Origin of the sequence: Corynebacterium durum, from assembly GCF_030408675.1 — a bacterium.
Classification (GTDB): domain Bacteria; phylum Actinomycetota; class Actinomycetes; order Mycobacteriales; family Mycobacteriaceae; genus Corynebacterium; species Corynebacterium durum.
Genome location: NZ_CP047200.1, coordinates 369,484 through 394,434 on the forward strand (window position 1 = coordinate 369,484; position 24,951 = coordinate 394,434).

Annotated in this window: 27 protein-coding genes; 15 read left to right on the forward strand and 12 right to left on the reverse strand. The window is 58.0% G+C overall.

Annotation, left to right across the window (positions count from 1 at the left end; all coding sequences use genetic code 11):
• The first annotated feature begins 1 nt into the window (after position 1).
• From CDUR_RS01660 to ccsB, 9 genes are read left to right on the forward strand one after another with little or no spacing between them, the layout of a single operon-like run.
• A complete protein-coding gene (locus CDUR_RS01660) occupies positions 2-2,503 on the forward strand; it encodes a heavy metal translocating P-type ATPase (RefSeq protein WP_290208015.1) in 2,502 nt (833 codons plus the stop codon).
• 39 nt (positions 2,504-2,542) lie between these two features.
• Positions 2,543-3,595 (forward strand): uroporphyrinogen decarboxylase, encoded by a 1,053-nt coding sequence (gene hemE, locus CDUR_RS01665; protein ID WP_179419176.1) that lies wholly within the window; start codon positions 2,543-2,545, stop codon positions 3,593-3,595.
• A 3-nt stretch (positions 3,596-3,598) separates the two neighbouring features.
• Positions 3,599-4,927: a protoporphyrinogen oxidase gene (locus CDUR_RS01670; RefSeq protein WP_179418751.1), complete on the forward strand. Its 1,329-nt coding sequence runs from the start codon at positions 3,599-3,601 to the stop codon at positions 4,925-4,927.
• Positions 4,928-4,958: 31 nt separating this feature from the next.
• Complete coding sequence (gene hemL / locus CDUR_RS01675; protein ID WP_179418752.1) at positions 4,959-6,263, forward strand: glutamate-1-semialdehyde 2,1-aminomutase; 1,305 nt, start codon at positions 4,959-4,961, stop codon at positions 6,261-6,263.
• 11 nt (positions 6,264-6,274) lie between these two features.
• Positions 6,275-6,892 (forward strand): histidine phosphatase family protein, encoded by a 618-nt coding sequence (locus CDUR_RS01680; protein WP_179418753.1) that lies wholly within the window; start codon positions 6,275-6,277, stop codon positions 6,890-6,892.
• Complete coding sequence (locus CDUR_RS01685; RefSeq protein ID WP_006062854.1) at positions 6,885-7,490, forward strand: TlpA family protein disulfide reductase; 606 nt, start codon at positions 6,885-6,887, stop codon at positions 7,488-7,490. The genes CDUR_RS01680 and CDUR_RS01685 overlap by 8 nt, the downstream gene beginning before the upstream one ends.
• A complete protein-coding gene (locus tag CDUR_RS01690; RefSeq protein ID WP_179418754.1) occupies positions 7,487-8,242 on the forward strand; it encodes a cytochrome c biogenesis CcdA family protein in 756 nt (251 codons plus the stop codon). The genes CDUR_RS01685 and CDUR_RS01690 overlap by 4 nt, the downstream gene beginning before the upstream one ends.
• Before the next feature lie 33 nt (positions 8,243-8,275).
• A complete protein-coding gene (locus CDUR_RS01695) occupies positions 8,276-9,907 on the forward strand; it encodes a cytochrome c biogenesis protein ResB (RefSeq protein WP_179418755.1) in 1,632 nt (543 codons plus the stop codon).
• A gap of 51 nt (positions 9,908-9,958) precedes the next feature.
• The gene (gene ccsB / locus CDUR_RS01700; protein WP_179418756.1) at positions 9,959-10,933 is read left to right on the forward strand and encodes a c-type cytochrome biogenesis protein CcsB; all 975 of its coding nucleotides are present in this window, start codon (positions 9,959-9,961) and stop codon (positions 10,931-10,933) included.
• 60 nt (positions 10,934-10,993) lie between these two features.
• On the opposite strand, the gene CDUR_RS01705 is transcribed toward ccsB, so the two are convergent.
• Both CDUR_RS01705 and CDUR_RS01710 read right to left on the reverse strand, forming a co-directional pair.
• Complete coding sequence (locus CDUR_RS01705; protein ID WP_179418757.1) at positions 10,994-12,355, reverse strand: HNH endonuclease signature motif containing protein; 1,362 nt, start codon at positions 12,353-12,355, stop codon at positions 10,994-10,996.
• A gap of 88 nt (positions 12,356-12,443) precedes the next feature.
• A complete protein-coding gene (locus CDUR_RS01710; RefSeq protein ID WP_325064670.1) occupies positions 12,444-12,803 on the reverse strand; it encodes a VOC family protein in 360 nt (119 codons plus the stop codon).
• A gap of 23 nt (positions 12,804-12,826) precedes the next feature.
• Between CDUR_RS01710 and CDUR_RS01715 the strand changes: the two genes are divergently transcribed.
• Complete coding sequence (locus CDUR_RS01715) at positions 12,827-13,195, forward strand: hypothetical protein (RefSeq protein ID WP_179418759.1); 369 nt, start codon at positions 12,827-12,829, stop codon at positions 13,193-13,195.
• Here the strand turns inward: CDUR_RS01715 and CDUR_RS01720 are convergent.
• Positions 13,179-13,526, reverse strand: coding sequence for a barstar family protein (locus tag CDUR_RS01720; RefSeq protein ID WP_179418760.1), 348 nt, complete (start codon positions 13,524-13,526; stop codon positions 13,179-13,181). The genes CDUR_RS01715 and CDUR_RS01720 overlap by 17 nt on opposite strands.
• A 36-nt stretch (positions 13,527-13,562) precedes the next feature.
• Between CDUR_RS01720 and rfbB the strand changes: the two genes are divergently transcribed.
• From rfbB to rfbA, 3 genes are read left to right on the forward strand one after another with little or no spacing between them, the layout of a single operon-like run.
• Positions 13,563-14,552, forward strand: a complete 990-nt coding sequence (gene rfbB / locus CDUR_RS01725) for a dTDP-glucose 4,6-dehydratase (RefSeq protein WP_179418761.1) — start codon at positions 13,563-13,565, stop codon at positions 14,550-14,552.
• Positions 14,553-14,562: 10 nt separating this feature from the next.
• A complete protein-coding gene (gene rfbC, locus CDUR_RS01730) occupies positions 14,563-15,186 on the forward strand; it encodes a dTDP-4-dehydrorhamnose 3,5-epimerase (protein WP_233452978.1) in 624 nt (207 codons plus the stop codon).
• A complete protein-coding gene (gene rfbA / locus CDUR_RS01735; protein ID WP_179418763.1) occupies positions 15,183-16,058 on the forward strand; it encodes a glucose-1-phosphate thymidylyltransferase RfbA in 876 nt (291 codons plus the stop codon). The genes rfbC and rfbA overlap by 4 nt, the downstream gene beginning before the upstream one ends.
• Here the strand turns inward: rfbA and CDUR_RS01740 are convergent.
• Complete coding sequence (locus tag CDUR_RS01740) at positions 16,055-16,354, reverse strand: ArsR/SmtB family transcription factor (RefSeq protein ID WP_006062865.1); 300 nt, start codon at positions 16,352-16,354, stop codon at positions 16,055-16,057. The two genes, rfbA and CDUR_RS01740, sit on opposite strands and share 4 nt — an antisense overlap.
• Positions 16,355-16,379: 25 nt before the next feature.
• Positions 16,380-16,631 (reverse strand): hypothetical protein, encoded by a 252-nt coding sequence (locus CDUR_RS01745; protein ID WP_179418764.1) that lies wholly within the window; start codon positions 16,629-16,631, stop codon positions 16,380-16,382.
• Positions 16,632-16,651: 20 nt separating this feature from the next.
• Here CDUR_RS01745 and CDUR_RS01750 point away from each other — a divergent pair, with 20 nt between their 5' ends.
• Positions 16,652-16,966: a DUF4229 domain-containing protein gene (locus CDUR_RS01750; protein ID WP_006062867.1), complete on the forward strand. Its 315-nt coding sequence runs from the start codon at positions 16,652-16,654 to the stop codon at positions 16,964-16,966.
• Here the strand turns inward: CDUR_RS01750 and CDUR_RS01755 are convergent.
• Entirely contained in the window at positions 16,963-17,856 is an 894-nt protein-coding gene (locus CDUR_RS01755) for a 1,4-dihydroxy-2-naphthoate polyprenyltransferase (protein WP_179418765.1), read from the reverse strand. The two genes, CDUR_RS01750 and CDUR_RS01755, sit on opposite strands and share 4 nt — an antisense overlap.
• Before the next feature lie 61 nt (positions 17,857-17,917).
• Between CDUR_RS01755 and CDUR_RS01760 the strand changes: the two genes are divergently transcribed.
• A complete protein-coding gene (locus CDUR_RS01760) occupies positions 17,918-18,787 on the forward strand; it encodes a hypothetical protein (RefSeq protein ID WP_006062869.1) in 870 nt (289 codons plus the stop codon).
• Here CDUR_RS01760 and menE read toward each other — a convergent pair.
• The 6 genes from menE to CDUR_RS01790 all read right to left on the reverse strand — a co-directional run bounded on the left by menE (position 18,784) and on the right by CDUR_RS01790 (position 24,679).
• Positions 18,784-19,914, reverse strand: a complete 1,131-nt coding sequence (gene menE / locus CDUR_RS01765; protein WP_179418766.1) for an o-succinylbenzoate--CoA ligase — start codon at positions 19,912-19,914, stop codon at positions 18,784-18,786. The genes CDUR_RS01760 and menE overlap by 4 nt on opposite strands.
• 15 nt (positions 19,915-19,929) lie before the next feature.
• Positions 19,930-20,208 (reverse strand): hypothetical protein, encoded by a 279-nt coding sequence (locus CDUR_RS01770; protein ID WP_179418767.1) that lies wholly within the window; start codon positions 20,206-20,208, stop codon positions 19,930-19,932.
• Between the two features lie 119 nt (positions 20,209-20,327).
• Positions 20,328-20,642 carry a DUF3349 domain-containing protein gene (locus tag CDUR_RS01775; protein WP_179418768.1) on the reverse strand — a complete coding sequence of 105 codons (315 nt, stop codon included), beginning with the start codon at positions 20,640-20,642 and terminating at the stop codon, positions 20,328-20,330.
• Positions 20,643-20,737: 95 nt separating this feature from the next.
• On the reverse strand, positions 20,738-21,031 hold the full coding sequence (locus tag CDUR_RS01780; RefSeq protein WP_006062873.1) for a hypothetical protein: 294 nt from the start codon (positions 21,029-21,031) through the stop codon (positions 20,738-20,740).
• Entirely contained in the window at positions 21,028-22,242 is a 1,215-nt protein-coding gene (locus tag CDUR_RS01785) for an inorganic phosphate transporter (RefSeq protein WP_179418769.1), read from the reverse strand. Before CDUR_RS01785 ends, CDUR_RS01780 begins: the two co-directional genes overlap by 4 nt.
• 301 nt (positions 22,243-22,543) lie before the next feature.
• Positions 22,544-24,679, reverse strand: coding sequence for a PAS domain-containing protein (locus CDUR_RS01790; RefSeq protein WP_179418770.1), 2,136 nt, complete (start codon positions 24,677-24,679; stop codon positions 22,544-22,546).
• Between the last annotated feature and the right edge of the window lie 272 nt (positions 24,680-24,951).

Sequence of the window (24,951 nt, forward strand, 5' to 3'; positions counted from 1 at the left end):
TGTGGCAGTGCACGACGGCTTAGATACTGGCTTGAAGACCTCTGAACGCCACGTTGAACAGGCTATTGCTGAGGCAAAAGCGGCAGCCCATAAAGCCGGGCTGAGTACAGAAACCCTTTCTGAGGAAAGCCCCCAGTTGAGGCTTGCCCGCCGTTCTGGAGGCGGTTTGACGACCTTCTCACTGCACCTTCACGGCATAAAAGGTGCAGCACAGGTTCGCGAACTGGAAGATTCCCTGTGCGCCATTGATGGAGTGAGTGCATCCGTCATTTATCCCACCAGCATGGCGTGGATCACCGCACCCGATGATGTCTCGCCAGAAGACATCATGATGGTATTGGCTGATCTGGGGGTGTCAGCGGAACTCACACGCAGCTCCCTACAGCGCCGCGCAGAGCGGTTGGAAATTCAAAACCGCAGGAACCGACTCCTTGCTCACCGGAAGTCCGCCGCTAAGACGACACCACTGCGAAAGAAACCCGACAACCCGCAGCACACACGTACACGCGAGGAACGCCTTCAGCAATCCACCGACGTGCTGTTTACCCCACGGACGTTGGTCACCCCGGAACGGTTGGTCCTGAGCATCCTGCTCTCCATCCCCGTTCTGGTACTCAATCGCTTCCCCGACTGGCAGTGGGCTTGCCTTATCTTGGCTACTCCTGTGGTGTTGTGGGGAGCGTGGCCATTTCACCGGGCCGCGTTGGCTGGGCTGCGGCGCGGACTGCCTGCCTTAGACGCAGCTAGCTCGGTGGCCATCATTGCGGCCTATGTGTGGTCCGCAGTGATGCTGATTATCCCCATGACACACGAACACAGATCGTTGTTTCTGGATGTTGCTTGCGGCGTGACGGTGCTGCTGCTGATTGGGCGTTTCCTATCAGGCAAGGGCCGGACCAGCCTTCTACAGTCAGCTCTTCCCACAGAGGGGTTACTCAAAGAAGTCGTGGTGGTGCGCAAAGACCCACACAGCGCCAAACCCGTCAAATACACCATCCCCATTCAAGAAATCCGCATGGGAGACGACATCATCGTGCCCACCAACACCGTCATCCCGGTTGACGGCCACGTCATCGGTGGTGCCGCCACTGTTGAACCCGGATTGATTGGTGGCGGCCGCGACGAAATTGCGGTCAAAGTGAATTCGCAGGTGTACGCAGGTGGAATCAACCGCGGAGGACCGCTGAAAATCCGCGTCCAACGCACCGGCTCCCGCACCCGGCTGGCGGCAATGAAACGCTGGGTGGAAAAAGCCGCACACCACGAAAACCGCACCGCACAGCTGGCCACTCGTAGCGCCTCCATGCTGGTTCCCGCGGCATTAGGGCTTGCCGCCGTTGATTTTCTGCTCTGGTGGTTTATCAGCGGTGACATCAACAAAGCCTTCTCCACTGCACTGGCAATACTGTCTTGTGTAGCCCCGGTGGCGCTGGCATTGTCCACGTCGCTGGCCATGCGGTTCGGCATTGAAAAAAGCGCCCGACGCGGGGTGCTGGTCCGAAACGGTGACACCATGCGGGAATTGGTGGACGTCAACGCCATCATTTTCAATCGCGTAGGTACCCTCTCCCAAGGTGACATGACCGTAGAAACCGTGACGGCGGCACGCGGAGAAAACCCTGAACTGGTATTGCGTGTAGCCGGTGCCCTGGCCATGGAAAGCCGTCACCCGGTGTCCCGAGCCCTCGTCCGCGCATCCAGGGAGGCGCGTGATGCCGGAACGGGTGGCGAAGAAGTCCCCCACTGGATAGATGTCTCCCATGCCCACATCACCAAGGACGGGAGCTACACCGGCCTCATTGAAATTCCCCTTAAAAACGGGGACGGGGACATTGAAATGCGGCAAGTCGATGCGACGCTGTGGCGTCCCCGTGACCTATCCTCCCTGGAAGGCAAACTCGCCACAGCCGCCACCAGTGGTGGTACGCCCCTGGTTGTGAGTTGGAAGCACAAACCCCGCGGCGTCATCACCCTGTATGACAGTGTCAAAGACGACGCAGCCAACGCCGTGTCAGACCTGGAAAAGATGGGTGTGGAAACAGTCATGCTTTCCCGCGATACCTACCCAGTCGCCCGTCGATTCGCCGACAACCTTGGTATTTCTAAAGTCCTGGCAGGCATTGCCCTCGGCAAAAAAGAAATCGCCGTGCGCAGCGTTCACGCCCGTGGCGCGAATGTGGCGTTGGTGGGTGAAACCTCCGTGCTGGACTGCATGCGCGTCGCCGATGTGGGGATCCTCATGGGCAACCCAGAATCGCTGGGGTTCGCCGAGGCGGACGTGGTGGTGCTGCGCGACGACGTCTCATCCATTCCCGAGCTTTTCGGCCTGGCGCGCCGGGTCACGGCGGTTGCTGACCGCAACATCATGTTTGCCTGGGTGTACAACGTGGTGGCCATGTCGCTGTCGGTCATGGGTGTGGTGCACCCAATGGCCGCGACAATCATGATGATCGGCTCGTCCTTGGTGATTGAAACACTGTCCAATCGAGTTCGACGTTTTTGAGGCTTCACTAACTTTGTGGCTGGCGCAGAAAACACCATAATGGGCCTTATGTCACGCACCCTCACCAACGCCCCGCTTATTGATGCCGCGCAAGGGCGTACCCCAACCCGCACCCCCGTATGGTTCATGCGTCAGGCTGGCCGTTCTTTGCCTGAATACCGTGAGGTGAGGGAAGGCATTCCCATGCTGGATTCATGCTTCATGCCGGAACTGCTGGCCGAGATCACCATGCAGCCAGTGCGTCGGCACGATGTTGATGCCGCCATCTTGTTTTCAGACATTGTGGTGCCACTGAAAGCCGCAGGCGTGGACGTGGATATCGTGCCCGGCCGGGGGCCAGTGGTTGCGCAGCCGATCCGCTCGCTCCGTGACGCGGCAGCCTTGCCCATTTTGGAGAATGATGTGGATGAGGTCGCTACTGGCATTGGACTGATTACGGAAGAACTCACCCCAGTGCAGGCTCTTATCGGTTTCGCTGGTGCCCCGTTTACCCTGGCGAGTTACCTGGTGGAAGGCGGTCCCAGCAAAAACCATGATGTAACGAAGGCTATGATGCATTCCGACCCGGATGCTTGGCATACGCTGATGCGACGGTTGGTTCCCACGATTGTGAGGTTCCTCACCACTCAAATCAATGCCGGAATTGACGCCTTACAGTTGTTTGATTCGTGGGCGGGGTTTCTCACTGAACGCGACTACCGCGCTCATGTGCTCCCATACTCCACGGAGATTTTCGCTGAGGTCGCCCGCGTGCCAAGGATTCACTTTGGTGTTGGCACGGGGGAACTACTGGGCGTGATGTCAGAAGCCGGGTCGGAAGTGATGGGCGTGGACTGGCGGGTTCCTCTTGACCAGGCTGCTCAGCGCATGGTGGAACCGAAGGTGCTGCAGGGAAACTTGGATCCGGCCATGCTTTTTGCTGGTCGGGATGCCATCGCGCGGGAAGTGGCTGTGATTAAGCACCAAGCCCGCGTCGCCATCCAGGAGGGGCATGCGCGTCAGCATATTTTCAACCTAGGGCATGGCGTGCTGCCCACCACAGACCCTGGTGTTATCACCGAGGCCGTGTCGATTATCCACGAGGAGAACTAAACCATGAAGATCGCGATCATTGGTGCGGGCCTTGCCGGGCTTACGGCCGCTTACGAACTCCGCGACCATGAGGTCGACGTGTTTGAAGCCGACGACCGTATTGGCGGGAAGCTGCGTACCGTTGCGTTTAACGACGGCCCGGTGGACATGGGGGCCGAAGCTTACCTTGCGGTCCGCACCGATGCCACCGACTTTTTCGAGTCCCTTGGCCTCGGGGATCATGTGGTCTACCCCTCGGACGCGCGCCCAGCGATTTACGCCGGCGGTGAGCTGCACGCCATGCCCACCGAGACAGTCATGGGGATTCCTGCAACCTCTGATGCCGTTGAGGGACTGATCAGCACCGAGGAGGCGGTGCACATTGATGCCGAGCGTAACCGCGAATCGCTGGATTGGCAGGTAGGTGAAGACCGCTGCCTTGGTATCATGCTCCGCCAGCGCTATGGTGACGGCATTGTTGATCACGTTGTTTCTGCGCTGCTTGGTGGCGTGTATTCCAGTGGTGCTGACGCCCTGGGGGTGCGGGCAACCATTCCCCAGCTTGCCGCCATGTTTGATGAGATGGCCGAGGCAGGGGAAAAGATCACGGTCAGCGGGGCCGTCGAGAAGCTTCTTGCCCGTCGCGGCCCGCGGAAGGGGCCGGTGTTTGCCACATTTAGTGGTGGGTATGCCGAACTGTACGAGACCTTGGCCGAAAAATCTGGGGCCAGCATTCATATCGACTCGTTTATTTCGGAATTAACACCGCAGATGCTGGAGAAATACGATCGCATCCTGTTGGCCACCCCGGCACCGACTACGGCACTATTGCTCCGGACTGTCGCCCCGGAAGCCAGTACTGAATTGAAAAAAGTAGAGTTGGCCAGTTCCGCCGTGGTGGGGCTGAAATTCGACAACACTGAGGGGCTACCCGATAATTCCGGCATTCTTGTTGCCACCGATGAACCTGACGTGCAGGTGAAGGCGTTCACGTTCTCCTCCAATAAGTGGCCACACCTGCGGGAACGTGGCGGGGCGTTGGTGCGAGCATCGTTTGGGCGGTTTGGGGAAAACATTCTGCTCAACACCACCGAGGCCGACCTTGTGGATCGTGCGTTGGAGGACCTCACCCGAGTTACCGGGTACAGGGGAGAACCATCCGAAATATTTGTGCAGCATTGGTATGGTGGTCTGCCGCGCTACGATCACGACCACCTTGCTCGTGTTGCTACGGTGCGTTCCCTTCTGTCCAACGTTCCCCAGATCGGGGTAGCTGGGGCATGGGCCGATGGCGTGGGTGTTCCCAACGTGATCGTGGGGGCACGGAAGGCAGCGCACGAACTGCTGGGGTAGCACTGGAGGTGGGGAGGTTAGAATGGTCGCCATGACTAACACCTCCCTTTCTGCCGAATGGTTTGACCGCGCCCGCACTCTCACCCCCGGTGGGGTTAATTCCCCGGTGCGGGCGTTTGGCTCGGTGGGGGGACAAGCCCGCTTTATCGCCAGCGCCGCGGGGTCCACGCTCGTTGATGTGGACGGCAACGAGTATGTTGATCTGTTCTGCTCGTGGGGACCCATGCTGATGGGGAATGCGCATCCTGAGGTGGTCGAGGCAGTGACCAAAGCCGCCGAGAAGGGATTGTCGTTTGGTGCGCCTACTACCGCTGAGGTGGAGTTGGCTGCGATGGTGGTGGATCGCACGAGCGTGGAGGAAGTCCGGCTGGTGAACTCTGGAACGGAGGCCACCATGTCGGCGGTGCGCCTGGCCCGTGGATTTACTGGTCGGCCTAAGGTCGTGAAGTTTGAGGGCTGCTACCACGGACATGTGGATTCGTTGTTGGTGTCTGCGGGTTCGGGAGTGGCAACCCTCTCACTGCCAGACTCGCCAGGTGTGACGGGAGCTACTGCCGGGGACACGATTGTGGTCCCCTACAACGATAGTGAGGCGGTACGCCAGGTGTTTGCCGACAATCCCGATAGCATTGCGTGCGTCATTACTGAGGCGGCGGCTGGGAACATGGGGACGGTCGCACCGTTGCCGGGCTTTAATGAGTCGCTTCGTGACATTGCCCACGAATACGGCGCGTTGCTGATCATGGATGAAGTGATGACGGGGTTCCGCACGTCCTACAGTGGTTGGTTCGGCGTTGATGGGGTGGCCGGGGACATCACCACCTTCGGCAAGGTCATTTCGGGTGGGCTGCCCGCCGCCGCGTTCGGCGGTCGCCGCGACATCATGAACTACCTCGCACCGCAAGGCCCGGTGTATCAGGCGGGCACATTGTCTGGTAACCCGGTTGCCGTTGCGGCGGGTATGGCATCGCTGCGCTTGGCGACGCCCGAGGTGTACCGCGCCGTCGATAAGCATGCTGACCTGCTGAGTAACCTTGTCAGCACGGCGTTGAGTAAAGAAGGGGTTGCGCACCATATCCAGCAGGCGTCCAACATGCTGTCGGTGCGGTTTGCGGATGGCGAGGGACACAATTTTGCGGACATGAAAGCGGCTGACACTTTCCGGTTCCCAGCGTTTTTCCATGCGCTGCTGGACAACGGTGTGTTTGTTTCGCCCTCGGTTTTTGAGACCTGGTTTGTGTCCAGTGCCCTCACCGACAATGATTTTGACAAGATTGAAAAAGCATTGGTTCCTGCAGCAAAGGCTGCGGCGGCCGCACACGACACGAACGCATAGCGAAAGAGCACATGAGCACCACCATTGTTCACCTCATCCGGCATGGGGAAGTCCATAACCCGGAAAAAATCCTCTACGGGCGTCTACCTGGCTATCGCTTGTCCACGCGAGGCCGGAACCAAGCCGCTCGCACGGCTGCGTCCCTGCGTGGGCATGACGTCGTGTATCTCGCGGCGTCGCCACTGCAGCGGGCTCAGGAAACGGCGCAGCCTTGTGCGCAAACCTTCAACCTGGGGATCGTTGTGGATGAGGGGCTGATTGAAGCTGGAAATCAGCTGGAGGGGCTGCGTGTGCGCGGCTGGCGTTCGCAATTGTGGAACCCGGTGCGCTGGCCGATGCTGCGTGATCCGTCTTTGCCAAGCTGGGGTGAACATTACACTGACATTGCTGAGCGCATGATGGATTCCGTGGAGCGTGCCCGACTGGAGGCGGAGGGCCATGAAGCCGTGTTGGTCAGCCACCAGCTACCGATTGTGTGTGTGCAACGCGCGGTCATGGAGCTGCCCCTCGCACACAATCCTGGTAGCAGGCAATGCGACCTTGCCAGTGTCACGTCTTTGGTCTTTCATGATGAGGTGATCACAGACATTTACTACACCGAGCCCGCGCGGGAGAAACGACATGCGTAACACCGTGATCGCAACCTTGGCGGCGGCCAGTTTGCTGCTCGCCGCCTGCGGCGAAGATAACACTGCTGGACAGGATGCTGTGGCGGTGGGCGGGACTTTCACGTTCTACGCTCCTGGTGGACAAACCAAAGTCACCTACCCGCAAAATGAACGCAAGCCAGTGAAGAACTTCAGTGGTGAGTCGCTCATGGATCCTGAGAAGACAATCAGCCTTGACGATTATAAGGGCCAGATCGTGGTGCTCAATGCGTGGGGCCAATGGTGCGCCCCGTGCCGCAGTGAGTCGGATGACCTGCAGGAAGTTCAGGAGACCATCTCCAGCAAAGGTGGCACAGTGCTAGGCATTAACGTGCGGGACCATTCGGCTGAGGCGGCGCGCGACTTTGTCACAGACAACGGAATTAGCTACCCCAGCATCTACGATCCACCGTTTAAAACTGCGGCTGCTTTGGGTGGGGTCCCCGCGTCGGTTGTTCCCACCACCATCGTGCTTGACCGGCAGCACCGCCCAGCAGCTGTGTTTGTGAGAGAAATTACCGCCAAGGAGCTTATGGAGACCGTACAGCCCCTGTTGGATGAACCTCTGGACGGGCAATGAGTGGCACTGGTGCGCAGTTTGCCGACGTCGTGGCATCGGGGCCGCTGCTGCTAGGAATACTGGCCGCCGCTGCCGCAGGTTTCGTCAGTTTTGCCAGCCCCTGCGTGGTGCCGCTTGTTCCCGGGTACATGTCCTATCTCGCGGGGGTCGTGGGTGGGCAACAGTACCGCTGGCGGGTTGCCGGTGCGGCGTTGATGTTCATCGCGGGTTTCACCGTGGTATTTGTGCTGGCAACGGCCACCGTGTTTGGTGCCATTAGTGCGCTTACCCTGCAAGCTGAGCTGCTGCAGCGGCTGGGGGGAGTGGTCACCATTGTCATGGGCCTTGCGTTCATGGGAATGATTCCTGCCCTGCAAAACGAGCGTCGTTTCCATCCTCGGCGCTGGTCCACGTGGGTGGGGGCGCCCCTGTTGGGGGCGGTCTTTGCCCTGGGGTGGACTCCCTGTCTTGGCCCCACCTTGGCGGCTATTATTTCCATTTCCGCAGGTACAGAGGGGATGACGGCTGTCCGTGGCATCGTACTGATTGTCGCATACTGCCTGGGGCTGGGGTTGCCTTTCCTTGTGGTGGCTCTGGGGTCAGCGCGTGCCATGCGTGGCGTAGGCTGGTTGCGGAAACACTCGCGCGCCATTCAAATCGCCGGTGGTGTTGCGCTTATCCTTGTGGGAATAGCACTGGTGAGTGGGCAGTGGGCGCACTTCATCACCTGGGTGCGCCAATGGACCGTGGACTATGGCACCACGCTGATTTAGCACACTAATGTAGTGAGATAACACGGAGGTTACATGTCCGCACAAAACCCCTGGCTTCGCCGTGCCCTTTCGGGTCCTCGGTGGCTGTGGCGTTGGCTGACCAGTATGCGCACGGCGCTGGTGTTGCTGTTTCTCCTTGCGCTGGGGGCGATACCAGGTGCGCTGCTGCCGCAGCGTTCACTCAACGCTGACAAAGTGGATGAGTACATTGCCAACAACGGTCGCGTGGGTGAAATCTACGACAAACTCCAGCTCTATGATGTCTTCTCTTCGGTGTGGTTCACCGCGATTTACGTGCTGTTGTTTGTGTCCCTTATTGGGTGCATCCTTCCCCGTAGTTGGGAGCATTATCGCGCCATGAAAACCCCTCCGGTGCGTGCCCCCAAAAATATGGCGCGCTTACCGTTGCATGCCTCGGGGGTCGTGGACTGCGCTGTTGATGAGGTGGTGCAACCCGGCATGCTCAAAGGCTGGCGGGTTGCCCGCTACACGCCGGAGGAGGATCGCGCCGGGGCGACATCACTGTCAGCGGAGAAGGGGTACATCAGGGAGTTTTTCAACTTGGTCTTTCACCTCGGCTTGGTGGGTATTTTGGTGGCTGTTGGCTTGGGCCGCATGCTTTACTACGAGGGACAAGTGGTTGTGGTTGCGGGGACAGAGAATTCACAGTTCTGCAACACGGCGGTGGCTAACTATGATTCGTTCCGGTTTGGTGCGTTGTTTGATGGTGGGAAACTGAAACCGTTCTGCGTGAAGGTGGAGGACTTTTCCGCTGATTATCTGCCAAACGGCCAGGCGAAAATGTTTACCTCTGATGTGCGGTGGGCTGAGGGGGATCAGGTTTTTACGGATACCAATGAATGGGAGCAGTATCGGCTGCGGGTTAACCACCCGCTGCGTATAGCCGGGGATCGCGTGTACCTGCAGGGCCATGGCTATGCCCCGCGTTTTACAGTGACCTGGCCTAACGGTGAATCGCGCACCCAGATGGTGCAGTTCCGCCCCGACGATCCGACGTTTTTCTTGTCATCAGGTGTGCTGCGTTTTGATCCTCCGGCTGGAATGTATTCGGACTTGTTTGAACGCCGTCAAAAACAGCTGGCTATTCAGGGATTGTTTGCTCCTACCGCCGAGTTCAGCGGTGGCGAGGGGGATATTATGAGTTCGTCATTCCCTGCAATGCGCAACCCAGGGGTGGCCATTGATGTGTACCGTGGCAACGCCGGTTTAGATGATGGGCGTGGGCAGTCGATCTACAGCTTGGACCCACGACTCGCGCATTCTGGTGAACTGCAGAAAATCGAGCGCGTCAATCTCATGGAGGGGGAAAGCGTCACCTTGGACGATGGTACGGTGGTGCGGTTCGATGGGGCCAACGAGTTTGCTAATCTTCAGGTGAGTCACGACCCAGCCCAAGTGTGGGTGCTCGTTGCCGCCGTTGTCACCCTGATTGGTTTGGTGGGGTCAGTGTCGGTGAAGCGGCGTCGCGTGTGGGTGCGGATGCAGCCTGATACTGCGGGAGGCACAGCGGTGTCCATCGGCGGGCTGGCACGGACGGATCGCGCCGGTTGGGGGGCGGAGTTTGAGCGTATTCAGCGGGCGATTCTGCGGCTGCCGGAGGAGTCATCGGAGGAGTTAGAAGAGGACGACGAGGATAACGACTGATCGGGTAGTGTCTTGTACTAGTTCATAACCATGCCAAAAGAGGTCATCACCATGCCTGTAAACCAGACTTTTGCCAACTATTCTGATTTGGCATTCAAGGCAGCTTTCGCGATTTATATTGTCGCGTTAGTCATGTCACTGGTGTATTACGTCAAGCAGCAGATGCTTATCGACGCCCGCCGTGAGTCCAAGGTTCTTGTGGGGGCTGGTGGGGATGAGATTACTGGAGCGTCGGAGCCGCAGGACATTTTTGAGGCACGCGCGGACGCTGCTGACAAGTTTGGTGGTATGGCGCAGAGCCTCGTGTGGTTGGGCATTATTATTCATGGCACATCGGTGGTGCTGCGTGGATTGTCAGCAGGAAGATTCCCGTGGGGCAACCTCTATGAATATGTGTCGGTCACCACTTTCGTTGCGTTGGCTATTGCTGCGGTGGTGTTCCAGCGACGTGAGTACCGGATTGTGTGGCCGTGGGTGCTTACCCCGGTGCTGGCACTGCTGTTTTATGGCGGGACGAAGTTATATGCCCAATCAGGCCCTGTGGTTCCTGCGCTGCAGTCTTTCTGGTTCCCGTTCCACGTGTCCACTGTGTCCATTGGCGGTGGTATTGGTTTGATTTCGGGGTTGGCATCGTTGATGTACGTGCTGCGATCATGGCAGCCGGTGGGGCAGGAGAAGGGCTTCTTTGGTGCTATCGCTAAGCCTTTGCCCAGTGCTAAAACCTTGGATGCGATCGCGTATCGTGCGGCGATTTGGGCGCTGCCGATTTTCGGCTTGGGTGTTGTTTTGGGCGCGTTGTGGGCTGAGGCCGCGTGGGGCAGGTTCTGGGGATGGGACCCCAAAGAAACGGTGTCATTTATCACGTGGATGTTGTACGCGGCGTATCTGCATGCTCGTGCTACATCGGGGTGGCGGGATCAGCGTGCTGCGTGGATCAACGTGTTTGCGTTTGCGACGATGGTGTTCAATCTGTTTTTCATCAATATTGTGGTGTCGGGCCTGCATTCCTACGCGGGCTTGAACTAGAAAGCTGGACGCTGAAAAATGCAGCACTGGTACCCCTCTCAGAGTTGCTGGGAGGGGTGTTTAGTGCTGCCTTCGCTGACATAGTAGTTTTTCGGCGGCGCACTCGTCATGTGCTGATGTTGTGTTCAGCAGCACGGTGTCTGGGTGCTCGGGGTCAGCGTACCCTACGCGTTTATCGCCGTCGGTAAGCCGGGTGGCGTATCCGCGTTGTGCGTTGGTTTTTGTGTCGTCGTTGAATCTGTGATGGTGTCGGCACTGTAGCGTGAGGTTAATCAGGTCGGTGGTGCCGCCGAAGCTCCACGCGTCAATATGGTGTTGGTCGCACGTGATGGCGGGGGCGTCGCAACCCGGGTGCGAGCACACGAGTTCCTGAACGAATAACGCGAGTTTTTGCCAGGCTGTCGCGTTGCGCCGGGTGCGTTGGAGGTTGAGGTTACCGGGGTTATCCAGGTCGTGGATGGCCAGGAAGTCGTAGGGCGATCCTAGAAGCGCCGCCGCTTCGATGGGGTTCAGGAGAGTTCCTGTGTTGGTGGGTAGTTCCGTGGCTGCGGTGAGATGTGCGAGTTCGTCGGCTGTGGTCGAGATGACTAGTGACGCAATGCCATAGGAATTATTAGCGGATGTCGCCTTGAGGTGTTGTTCGCAGATGTAGGCGAGGGTGTCCATGCGGCGTTCTGCGAGGCTCCGGGTGTCCTCTTTGTCGCTGACGTTGACTAGGCTTCCTCGGTGGGAAAGAGGCGTGATGGCTGCGGTGATCACGGCTTGTTGGGCTGCGGTCATGGTGCCATAGAAAGGATGATTGCCATCGGTGTCTTGACCGGAGATGGTGAACCTGCGTTTTTTCATGGTTTCCTGCGGGTCAGCCGCAACGGTTTTGTTGGCGCGGCGGACTGCTTTTGTCACCCAGGTTTTGAGGTCGCGGTCGTTGCGATGCTCGGCTTCGTTCACAGCCTGCAGATAAAGGTCGTGTCGCGCAGGGGTGGTGCCATCTCTAAGATTGTCGAGGACCTGGTTAATGGTGTTGAGTTTGCTGGCGCTGATGTGGGCGTCAATGGCTTTTTGTCGTGCTTGCTCCCGTTGCATTTCGGCGGCTTCTGGTTCTACGGTGTCCTGCGGCAGGGGCGCATGATCAACGTAGCCGCGTCGGAGGCGATTGTTGGCTTCCTGAAATGATAGGTTCAGCTCGTCCATGAGGAAGTCCGTGGCGGTGTCGGCGGTGATCAGTTGCCTATTGATGGCTTGGTCGGCGGAGTAGGCGACAAGTGAATCAAATGAGGCTTTGATATTGCATGCCTGCTCGATGGTTTTGATGTGGTCGAGGTTGCCTACCACGAGGTCGGGGGAGGGGGCGTTTCCAACAATGGAGAGTAGTTCCGCGAAGTCAGCATGAATGCGTGCTGCCACATTTTCCAGTGTGGACATGCCCCCTCCTCCGTGGTCTTCATGAGTGTGTCAATTCCTTAGACCGACGAAAAACCACGAAGGTTCCATAACTGGAAAAATTGGTGATCTAGTGTTCGGTGCCGTCTCCCACGCAGAAGAAATTCCCTTCGGGGTCGGTCATGACGGTCCAGCTGAAGCTGCCGTCTGGCAGGGTTTCGACGCTCTGAGCTACCGCACCGATCGATTCAAGCCTCCGCACTGCAGCTTCGCGGTCGTGGGAACGAAAATCAATGTGCACGCGGTTTTTGCCTGGGGCGGGGTCATCAACGCGTTGAAAACCTAGGGTGGGGGTGGTGCCTACCATGACAAAGTAGCCTTCGTAGTCCATGATGATGGGAGCGCCGGTGGCTTCGGACCAGAAGTGGGCCAACGCCCGTGCGTCGGTACAGTCAACAGTGATCATGCCTGGAGTGATGTGAGTGTCCATATCGAACATTGTAGCGAAAAAGTGTGATGTTTGAACAGTGCCGGGATCACATCCAGATCACTGCCTGTGATGGCACGTCGCTTGTGTATCACCAACGAACCTACGCGTTCTTGCTGTTTGGAGTGCTCACGCATTATCTGAGATGGTCGCCTGAGCGGGCGGAGCGCCACGTTGCAGAACGGATGGACAATGAGATCCCACCAACATCGGTCGATGCGGTGGGAAACCCGCATGATGGTGTCTATCACCAAGCCATGCTCCTCGCCTACGGTGAAGGCTACTGGTGGGAAGACAACGGGTATAACTCGGCAGAACCTGAGGATTTTGATGCGTGGTGGTGCCGTTACACCGCTCAACATGGACTCGAGGGGGACTTTATTGAGTTTCTGTAGCTAACTCAATCTGCACATCCCGCTCTATCTGTTTCGTCGAACGCCAGTAGTCAGCGCAGAAGAGGATGGACTCCTTGATGGATGCAGCCAACATGGGGTTGCGTGCGGCAACCCTGTCCAGGCCGCGAATGTGAATCACGATGTGCTCGTCAGAAAGCCACGCCAGATCCCGGAAACACTCCTCGAACGCATCGAAGGTGCCACCAAAGTATTCAGGAAACGACAATTCTTTACTCATGAGCTGGAGAAATCCTCGTGCGGTGCGGACCGCACTGAGGTCGATGGCGTATTCCGTCATGATGATTTCGTCTACCATGCAGGTGCGTTTCACATCTTTAGCGTAGCGCCGCCCCGCTACCATGGGTGCATGCGTATCCTCGTCACCGGCGGTGCCGGTTTTATTGGTTCGAACTTTGTTCACCGAACGCTGCTCACCAAACCAGAAACAGAGGTGACGGTGCTGGATAGCATGACGTATGCGGCTAATCCGGCGAACCTGCCTGAGGGGGTGGAATTGGTTCGCGGTGACGTGTGTGACCGCCAGTTGGTCAACACTCTGACTCAACGGGCGGATGTGGTTGTGCATTTTGCAGCGGAAAGCCACAATGATAACTCGTTGAAGGATCCGTTTGCGTTCCAGCGAACCAACGTGGAGGGGACACTCACCATGATCCAGGCCGCGACCACGCACGGCACGCGGTTTCATCACATTTCAACGGACGAGGTCTTCGGTGACCTTCCGCTGGATAGCACAGAAAAGTTCACCCCTGAGACGCCGTACAACCCATCAAGCCCGTACAGCGCATCGAAAGCCGCGAGCGATCATTTTGTGCGGGCGTTTGTGAGGTCCCATGGCCTGCAAGCGACCATCAGTAATTGTTCCAATAACTATGGACCGCGCCAGCACCCAGAGAAGTTTATTCCACGCCAGATCATCAACCTGCTGCACCGAGAGAAGCCTCGCCTATACGGGCAAGGGGACAACGTGCGGGACTGGATTCATGTGGATGATCATAACGATGCAGTGTGGCACATCATTGAACACGGTGAGGTGGGAAAGACCTACCTCATTGGAGCCGACGGGGAGCGCAGCAATAAACAGGTGGTCAGTGACCTACTGGCGGAGTTTGCCCAGCCCGAGGACTTTCTGGTGCATGTAACGGACCGTCCGGGGCACGATCGTCGATACGCAATTGACGCAACATCCACGCTGGAGTTGGGCTGGCGGCCGCAGTTCACGGATTTTCGGGAGGGGCTGCACCACACCGTCGCCTGGTACCGTGACCACCCCGAATGGTGGGGAGCGAGCCGCGCGGAGTCCGAGCGTATCTATGCAGCGACCGAACGTGAGCTTTAAACTGGAGGTCATGCTGCATGAACTTTCTCTTCCTGGTGTTTTTCTAGCTAAACCGACCATTCATTCGGATGAGCGGGGGACGTTTCAGGAGTGGTTTAAGGCCAGTACTTTTGAGGAGGCTACTGGGTTTCCTCTTGATATGCAGCAGGGGAATCTGAGCACGTCGCGCCGGGGTGTGGTGCGAGGGTTGCATTATGCGGATGTGCCGCCGGGGCAGGCGAAATATGTGACGTGCGTGGCGGGCAGTATTCGGGACGTTGTCGTGGATGTGCGCCTGGGTTCGCCCACGTTTGGTCAGCATGTGGTGGTGGAGTTGAGTGCGGAGAATCGTCATGCGGTGTTTGTTCCGGTGGGGTTTGCGCACGGTTTTGCCGCGTTGAGTGACGCGACGGTGATGTATGTAACCACCAGCGAGTATGACCCAGAGATTGAACGGGAGCTTAATCCTTGTGACCCTGCGCTTGCGATTGAGTGGGGTGTGGCGGAGCCGATTATGTCGGACAAGGATGTCGCCGCCGTCTCGCTTGCCGACGCCCAGTCGCTCGGCGTGCTGCCCACCTTTGAGGCGTGCACGGAGTACGAGACTATGCTGCGGGACGCGTGGGTGCTGGCCAATGAGGAGGCGGTGCAGTGAAAGGAATTATCCTCGCCGGTGGGACGGGGTCGCGCTTATGGCCGATTACTCTCGGTGTGAGCAAGCAGCTTGTTCCGGTGTTTGATAAGCCAATGGTGTACTACCCGCTGTCCACCTTGATGTTGGCAGACATTCGGGACATTTTGATTGTGTCCACTCCCCAGGATGTGCCACAGTTTCAACGGCTTTTGGGAGATGGGTCGCAGTTTGGCATTACGTTGTCCTATGCGGTCCAGGACGCGCCGAGGGGGTTGGCGGATGCGTTTATTGTGGGGGAGGAGCACATCGGTGATGATTCTGTCGCCCTGATTTTGGGCGACAATATTTTCTACGGCACGGGCCTGGGAACGCAGCTGCGGCGCTTTAAAAATCCTGATGGCGCGGCGATTTTTGCGTACTGGGTGGCGGAGCCTGAGGCGTATGGTGTGGTGGAGTTTGACCGGGACGGTCGGGCATTGTCGCTGGTGGAAAAGCCGGATGTGCCGCGGTCACAGTACGCAGTGCCGGGGTTGTATTTTTATGACAATTCCGTGGTTGAGATGGCGAAGAATCTTCAACCTAGTGCCCGGGGCGAGTTGGAGATTACGGACATTAACCAAGCGTACTTGGACCAAGGGAAATTGCAGGTGCAGAAGCTTCCCCGTGGCACTGCGTGGCTGGATACGGGCACAGTGGATTTGCTCATGGCTGCAGGTGATTTTGTGCGCACGATTGAGCAGCGGCAAGGGTTGAAGATTGGATGTCCAGAGGAGGTGGCGTGGCGCATGGGGTTTGTGGATGACCAGCACCTTAGGGAGCGTGCCGACGCCTTGAATAAGTCGGGCTACGGTGCATATTTGGCGTCTATTCTTGCCCGGGGCAAAGATAATTAGTCGATGCTTGCAATGATGGCTTCGACGCGTTCAAATTGCGCCGAGTTGACGCTGTAGTACGCCCATTTTCCGTGTTGTTCGCGGTCGACCAGCCCGGCGGCGGAGAGGCGTTTCATGTGGTGAGTGATGGTGGGGGCGGAGACGTTAAGGGCTTCCGATAAATCGCAGGCGCAGATGTTGTCCTCGCCTCGGCGGGCAATCATGTAGAGAATGCGCAGGCGGGTGGGGTCGGCGAGTGCTTTAAAAAGATTGCTGGCCTTGGAATGTTGTGTGGCCGACAAAGTTACTCGGGACATGCAGATAAGTATAACCTAACTTTGGTTAGCCTCCCTTGTTCTTGTTGTGTCGTTCACGGCGACGGCGTTCCTCCTCGGCCTCTGCTGCAGCTTCGGACGCCCTGCGTTTTTTGAACTGCTCAAGTTCCAGCCGCCACAGGAATTCCTCATCATCGTCGGGGCCTTTAATCAGCGGTTCCACTTCGTCGTCTGACCTACGCCATGTGCTCGGCCCAAATGCTTTCCACAACAGCACAAAAGTGGCAACGAGAAGGAGTAAAAGCAAAAGACGTCCCATGGTTGACTAGGATACCGAGTGTGAGTAATTCCTCGGAGATCCCCCAGATTGACCCAGGCTTGCGCGCACGAGCCGCCCGTGACTTTGCCCTGTATGGTGCGGCGCGGTTGGGGTTGTTCCTCGTGCTCACTGTGGTTATCCAAGGGCTGGCGGTGCTTATCGACGCCCCCGTCCCCCTCGCCATTTCGGCACTCCTGGCGCTGCTTGTTGCCTTCCCTCTGTCCATGTTTGTGTTCAAAAAACTGCGCGTACGCGTGACACAGGAAATGGCGGCGTGGGATGCGCAACGTAAGGCGCACAAGGCGTGGGTGAAAAAGGAACTCTCAGAACGCTAAGCCCCGGCGGAGAAGGCTAAGGCGGCGGCAGTCAGTACTGACCACGCCAGCATGGCACGCCCAGTGAGTCCCAGTACGGGAATCAGCGCGGGGCCGGTTGCCCCGCGCATGACCGGGCTGGCGGCCAACCGGGTGAGAAGAAGGGCGGCGAGTGCCGCGAGCGTCGGCACGCACTGCGTCGCCAGCACCAGTGTGGAGAGGTAGGGTACGGCGACCAGCCCTAACCACAGGCGACGAGTGCCGCGATCGCCTAGCCGCACTGCCAACGTGCGTTTGCCGGAATCGGTGTCTGAGGGAATGTCGCGGAGATTGTTTGCCAGGTTTACTGCGGCGGAAAAACACCCAATTGACACAGCGCATGTCACGCCGACCCAGGTGAAGCGGCCAGCCTGCGTGTATTCGGTGCCGCACACGGCCACTAGCCCGAAAAACACGAACACTGCGCATTCCCCCCAGCCGGCATACCCATAGGGGTGTTTCCCGCCGGTGTAGAACCACGCTGCCAGGATGCACAGTGCACCCACAGCGATGAGCCACCACGAACTCATGACGCTTAGGAGCGTCCCAGCCACAGATGCCAGCGCAAACGCCCCAAAAGCCGCGTACTTGACGTGTTCCGGCTTGGCCAGCCCTGAGCCGGTAAGCCGCTGCGGCCCCTGGCGGTCGTCATCTGTGCCGCGAATCCCATCGGAGTAGTCGTTGGCGTAATTGACCCCGACAATCAACGCCCACGCCACCACCATGGCCAACATGGCGCGGTAAATACTCGCATTCCCGGACCATGCGGCGGCACCAGTCCCAGCAACGACGGGGGCAAAAGCGTTAGCCCACGTGTGCGGGCGTGCCCCCTGGAGCCAGTCGTGGAAGGAGGCTCGTGAAGATTCAGGCATGCATCTGATACTAGAGTGGAGATGCCAACGAGGTTTATCAGGGTGCGTGGAAAGGACAAATATGTGGGTTGGTTACGTGTTGGGGCAGGTGGCCAGCTTTTTCCTAACGCTACTTCGAATGCTGCCCTTAGCCATTGCCAACCGATTGAGCAGAACGCGCATTCCCCAAGACGGAGACGTGGTCATCTCGCTCACCTCCCACGGTAAGCGCCTGAACAAGGTGCATTTCACTCTTGAATCCATCGCGCGCGGCTACACCAAGGCCCCCATCGTCCTGTGGCTCGACGAACACGACTACAACGCCCCTCTGCCCGTCAGCCTGCAGCGACTGGTCCACCGCGGGCTCCAAATCCGCTGTTCCGACGGCGACTACGGCCCCCACACCAAATACTGGAACCAATTCCGCGACGTTGCAGGCACAGGCATCCGCGTTGCCACCATTGATGACGACATGATCTACCCCGAATGGTTCCTCCAGCGCCTGCTGTTCATCGGCGACCTGCGTAACGACGCCGTGATAGCCTACCGCGCCCACCGCATCGAACTGCGCGACGGACGGATGCTGCCCTACGTGAAATGGACGGCAGTGAACACCTCCCAAGCCTCGCTGCTGCACTTTGCCACAGGAGTCTCGGGCGTACTGTATCCCACCAGTTTCATTGACTACGTGGTTGCCCAAGGTGACACGGAGTTCATAAAACAGTGCCCTCGCGCCGACGACGTGTGGCTGCATGTCTGCGCGCTGCGCTCGGGGCACCCGATCAGGCAGGTTTACGCCAAACCCCGGCACTTCGCCGTGGTACCTAGCACTCAGGTTGGTGCCCTCGTCGTAGGAAATACCCTCATGGGGGGCAACGATGAGCAAATACGGCGGGTCTACACCAATGAGGACATCGCCGCACTGGTTGCCGCCAGCGAACGCGAAGACTAAAACAGGCGCTGCACTGCGCGGCGATCCACCTTGCCGGGGCCGGTGAGTGGCAGGGCGTCGAGACGTTTCAATTCCTTGGGCAGCTGCCAGCGCGGAAGCTCCGACAACCCGGCGATCACCTGACCCGGTGATGCGGGTCCCACATACACCGCCACCACTGCCTGGCCCAGACGCGGGTGTGGAACCCCCACCACACACGCGGCCTTCACCCCGGAAATACCCAGCATGGCGCTTTCCACCACCTCCGGGTGCAGTTTCAAACCACCTGAATCAATTACTGTGTCAATCCGACCTGTTACCTGCAGACGGCCATCAACCATCTGACCGGTGTCCTGGGTGGAAAACCACATGGGGTACGCGAACGCCTCATCGTCGGAGGAGTTGCGGTACCCCTGCGCGATCATCGGACCGCCCAGGTGAATACGCTCACCTGTCACATGAATGCGTGCACCGGGAATGGGCAGGCCGTTGTAGACGCAGCCCCCCGCAGTTTCCGAGGAACCATAGGTGCACACCACATGAATGCCAAGTTCGCGGCATTGCCGGCGGGTTGTATCGGCGAGTGGTGCGCCGCCTACGAGGATGGCGTGGAAACGGCGTAGCGCTTCGATGCCACGGAGTTCGTCCATGGCTTTCAGAAGTTGCAGGGGGACAAGCGAGGTGTAGGTGTAGCCACCGTCGTCGGCCAGCTCGTGTGCTGCGGCGGCGAAGGCTCCAATGCTGAACCCGTGGCTCACGTCGAGGCATAGTGGTTCATAGCCCGCCACCACGGAGCGCACCAGTACTTGAATGCCTGCGATGTGATGTGGTGGAAGTGCCAAGAGCCACTGCCCCTCGCCGCCTAGAGCCTTGTGGGTGGCATCTGCTGAACTCACTAGGTTGCGGGGGGTGAGCATAGCGCCTTTGGGGGTTCCTGTGGATCCGGATGTGGCGACCACTAAGGCAATATCCTCAGAAATGGGTTCGCCCGCCCTCTGGGAAGTCCGCAGCAGTTCGGCGCGGTGAATATCTTCAGCTGGGACAGGAAGGTAGGTCTCACGTCCGGCTATGGCCAATTCCAGGTTCGGAAGAATATCCTCCGGGTGGGAGGGGGACACGGGAAGAGGTGTTAGCAGACGTGTGCTCATGGCTATAAAGCCTAGCTAAGCACACAACCCCAGGGGAGCTAAACGTTGTGAACGGAACCGTTCAATTTCATTGACGTCGGCAGATTTCTCACAGACCATGAGATATGCCAGCTCTACGTCGCTGGGCTGGGCTGGGGTAAGTCCAGAATCGATAAGCCACCATGTAAGGAGATCATCCCGGCTAAAAACGTCAAACATACGACGCCGCACAGGAAGCACATCCAATGGGGTGCATGTTCCGCCTGGATCAGTGCGTAACCAGTTGATCACCTTGGACATCGTTGATGCTTTCAATCAAACGCCTCCTTTCCTTGTTCTGTGTTGCATGATCTTGGGTGCATAACCACTGAGGTCTCACTACCGTGGGAAAATGCATTAGTTGGTGAACATCAAGTGATTTTACAGTCTACACATTACTCAACCGGAAAGCCACTCTCTGCGAGGCGTGTCTTGACCCGTTCAATGTCCTCTGGGTTTGGGACCTGATGGACGCTGTGACGGATGTAGTCGCGGATCTGCTTGTCAGTGAAACGGCGAGTAGGGCTGTCTTGTGGTGATGCGTCAATCATTTCCTTGATTACCGCTTCAATATCTTCATTGCTGAGGTGGCGCTTGAGCACATACAGCACGGCAATATTGTCCTGCGACGGAACGCCCTGGGGGTACCCCCGGCGCAGCCAGTTGATGGCACGTGTGACAATGTTGTCGCCGGTGTGCTGGTGAGGCATGGGTTGTGTGCTCCCTCGCGGTAAAGAATGGAAAACCGGGCCACAGGTACCAGTGGTGGTCCGGCAGCCCGGATGGTGATCATCCTCGATACGGATTAGCCCTCTGTGCCAAAGATGTCCCAGGCGAAACTCTCGTAGATCACGCCTTTAGTGATCCACAAAATGCCTGCAATGATGGCCACAATAATAACCCCAAAACACAAACCTGCAAGCGTTTTTTGAAAAAGGTTCGCATCTTTGGTGTGCGTCACAGTGCCATCAGGGTTGACGGTCCCGCTTCCAGAGGCCAAGCGGATACCCACAGCGAAGAGTGCGGGAAGACCAGCGCCCAGTACCAGACCACCGATGATAACCTGCAGCAGGTCAGTCACTATCTCTACAGCATTCATGAGGATAAGGCCTCCTTGCGTGGGGTGCTAGCAGTGACGTCAGGGGTAGAGGTGCCGTCCTCATCCCATTCGGCATTGACGTTTCCAGAGTGTACGGGTGCTTTGCGGGACTGCATGTAGATGTATCCGGACAGTCCCAACAGCACAGCAAATGCGGCGAGCACGCCCACCATGTCGTTGGTGAAAAGGCCAACGCCATGGGCGAGCCACCATGTGGAACAACCAACCAGCGCGGCGGCGGGCAGGGTGATCAACCATGCTGCGGCCATGCGCCCAGCGACGCCCCAGCGAACTTCGGCCCCTTTACGCCCCAAACCGGTACCCATGATGGAGCCGGTGGCCACGTGCGTGGTGGACAGTGCCATACCGAAGTGTGAGGACGTGAGGATAATGGCCGCTGACGACATTTCAGCTGCCATGCCCTGTGGGGAGTCGATCTCCACGAGTCCTTTGCCCAGGGTGCGGATGACGCGCCAACCGCCCATCCAGGTGCCTACGGCAATGGCGATGGCGCAGGCGGCTTTCACCCAGAAGGGGATGGTGGCGTCTTGGTGAAGGTGGCCGGTGGCCACCATGGCTAGGAAGATGACACCCATGGTTTTCTGGGCGTCGTTAGTGCCGTGTGCCAGGGATACCAGCGAGGCTGAACCGATCTGGCCCCAGCGGAAGTACCGGTTTTTGCGTTCTTCGACAACACGGTTGGTGAAAAAGTACACCAGTGCCGTGCCCACCGTGGCCACCAGCCCGGCCACGATGGGAGAGGCGAGTGCGGGAATAACGACCTTTGCTAACACGCCAGTCCATACAACGCCGCCCATGCCAAGAGATGCGAGGGCTGCACCAATGAGGCCGCCGAACAGGGCATGGGAAGAGCTGGAAGGGATGCCAAGCAACCAGGTGAGAAGGTTCCAGACGATGCCGCCAATAAGGCCGGCGAATACGACGAGCAAGAGTCGGTGCGCATCGTAGGAGTTGTTCAGATCAAACTGTTGGAGGTCTACCACGCCTTTGGCAACGGTGGTTGCCACTTCGATGGACAGGAATGCGCCGATGAGGTTCAGGGTGGCGGACAGGCCGACTGCGACCTTTGGTTTCAGCGCGCCGGTGGCGATGGAAGTGGCCATTGCATTGCCGGTGTCGTGAAAACCGTTGGTGTAGTCAAAAGCCAGAGCGGTGACAATCACGATGAGGAGAATGATCAATTCGGTCACAATTATGGAGTATGCCCGAATGTGCGGCAATGTTGAACTGGAAAAGCGCCCTTTTGGTGGCGGATGCAGGAAAGTTAACGAAACAAGGCCCCCATGTGGGGGCCTTGTAGTGTACTTGGGTGATCAATTAATGGTGTGGTACCAACTTATTCACCAGTGGTTTTCGGTTTTGATTCGCGCAGCGCACCCAAAAATCACCTAGATTTTCACCGTGCCTCCTCCCACAGTAAAAATCGAAACCACGCAGGTGAATTTTAGGTTAATTCTTAGTGCTGTCCGCCACTTTTGTCACAGTAGAACGCTACAGTGACGTCTGATACGCATGGGCCTCGGCATCAATGTGCTCCACAAGGCTACGCAGCGTGCTGGTGTCGTGGACAGAGCCAGATTCCAGACGGGCCACCAGTGAATCCAACTCGGCAATGGCTGTAGAAGCGCCACTGATGGAGGAGGAGACAGTATCCACCAACGCGGAGGTGGCGGGGGTGAAGCTCCGGTACCGAACGTCCTCGGTCCAATCCACAATGAGCGTGCGCGGAATTTCCATGATGGACTTCACAGAGCGGATGCGTGCGCTAACGCGGGATTTCACACGCTGATAAGTCAGCGCTTGGTCGTCCATTTCGTGGAGTGTCTGACGCAGCGCGGAACACAGGAGGTGAATGGCGGGTGCGGATTTTTCCGCATCAGGCTTCCCGTCGATGAGCTCGGTGGTGAAGGTTCCCACCATGGTGGTGTGTAGACGCGCCAGGGCGATGTGGAAACGGGTTTTTGCTCCGGCGTCGGAAAGCTGCGGCAGCAAATCCACCAGTTCCTCAAGGTACTGGCTGGCCAGGCTGTGCATGTTCATCCAGATTTTGAGGGGAATGAGCAGCACTTCCCGTTCGGGGCCGGAAACATCGAGTTCGTCCATTTTGTTGGCCACGCCGACGGTTGCTTGGATTTCCTGGCGTAGCTGTTCGCCGGTGGTGGTCAGCGAGCGGGCCAGTTGCAGGATGTCTTCTTGCTCCCTCATCCAACTGTCCAGCTCGTTGAAGGTTTCCCGGGTCACGGTGAGCAGTTCGTTGAGGTGGCCGAAGGCATAGGGGCGTTCGGGAATGCCCACGCTGTAGGCTTCGCGTGCGGAGATTTCGTCCGGCAGTTGCATCCACTGCAGATGTTCGTAGTCGGCGATGCCCAGTTCGTTGAGCATTTCGGTGAGTCGCTGCGAGCCGCGTTCGGCGGCGGTGCGACGGTTGAACCCGGCGTCGGCAAGCTCGGTTTCGAGTTCGCTGAGCTCGTCATAAATGCCCTGGGCCAGTGCCCAATTTTCGCTTATCGACGGCGCGATCCGCACCGACAAGTATCCACCATTCTCTAGGCGGGTGACGGTGGCGTAGACGTCGTAGGAACTACCGTCCTTGGCGCGGTTACGCACGTATCCGGCGAAGGGGATGCCTTTATGCAGAGCGTCCCACATGGTGCGGAACACGGCACCCGGCATACCGCTGTGGCGGATGATGTTGTGCGGGGCACCAATAAGCTCGTCGCGGGTGAAGTGCGATAGGCGAATGAACACGTCGTTGGCTTCTTCGATGACGCCACGGGCGTCTGTGGTGGAGAAGAAAACCTCGTCGGGGCGTACTTCGTGCTCGGGCAACGGCCAGGGCATGTCCTCTGGTGAGTTCAGGTCGACGGGGTTAGTCCAGTTTTCAAGCAGCGCAGACTGGGGAGGAAGGTCCGGGACGATGGCGGCGGCGGGTGCGGGGGGAGCTGGTTTGGTAGACACCCTTTCCTGAAGAAATTCCGTTGTTGCGGTACGAACCAGCTCGGTGAAATTTGCGGGAGTAGTACCACCAATCTCTGTGGCAACGACTTTTGACGCAAGGAAGTTGACCCACGAGGGATCCGGGTAGTTGAACTGTTGGACCAGGATCTCTTTGATCTTGTCAATGTACTTGCGGTCCATGTTGGCAGAGCCGTGGAACCGTGGATCGAATTGGAACTTTGTCAGTTTTTCCACGTTGGGGAAGGTGCTGAAGTCCAGCGCGGAAAGGTTGAGATTGAGCACGGGGCGGCCGTCCATGAGTTGGCTGTCGCTGCGCCGAGTGTAGATTTCGTAGCTTTCCCCGTTGGCGAGGATGCCAAAGTTCGCGTTGCTGGCGTTGAAGCAGCGTGCCAGCTCTGCGGTTTTTTCACGGGTGAGGGGTTCGTTGATTTTTGTGCAGAGCAGGAGGATGCGGATATCGGCCCCTGACTTGATGGCGTAGTCCACTCGTTCCCCTGTTCCAGCGGTGTATTCAGGAACGACCTCGCGGGGGTCGCTGACATCGTAGCCGAGTACGTCGTTAATGAACGGGGTGATAAAAGCTGTTTTTGTTCCAACCTCACTGTCGATCAGCGGCTTGAGGTCGCGAACCTTATCTGCAAGCTTTGTGATTGCTTGGTCGATTGGCATCGTCAGTTTCCTTCGGGGGATAGGGTGAGGCTTCCGGTGGTCCCAGAGGCTCCGGGGAGCCGCCAGGTTCCGCAGGGAACCTCGTGAAGCCTCAGCCGCGTCTTAAGTGTTTGCTTAAGGTTATTGCTAGAGCTTCTTTAATTAGTTTTTGCAAACCAACTCAGGTACTGCAAAGTATATTACCTGAATCTCCACAGGTGAAGTGTGTGACGATGCACTATATGTGCGGGCGTCGCGATTCACTGCGCCTGTATGTGATCCATCATCAACTT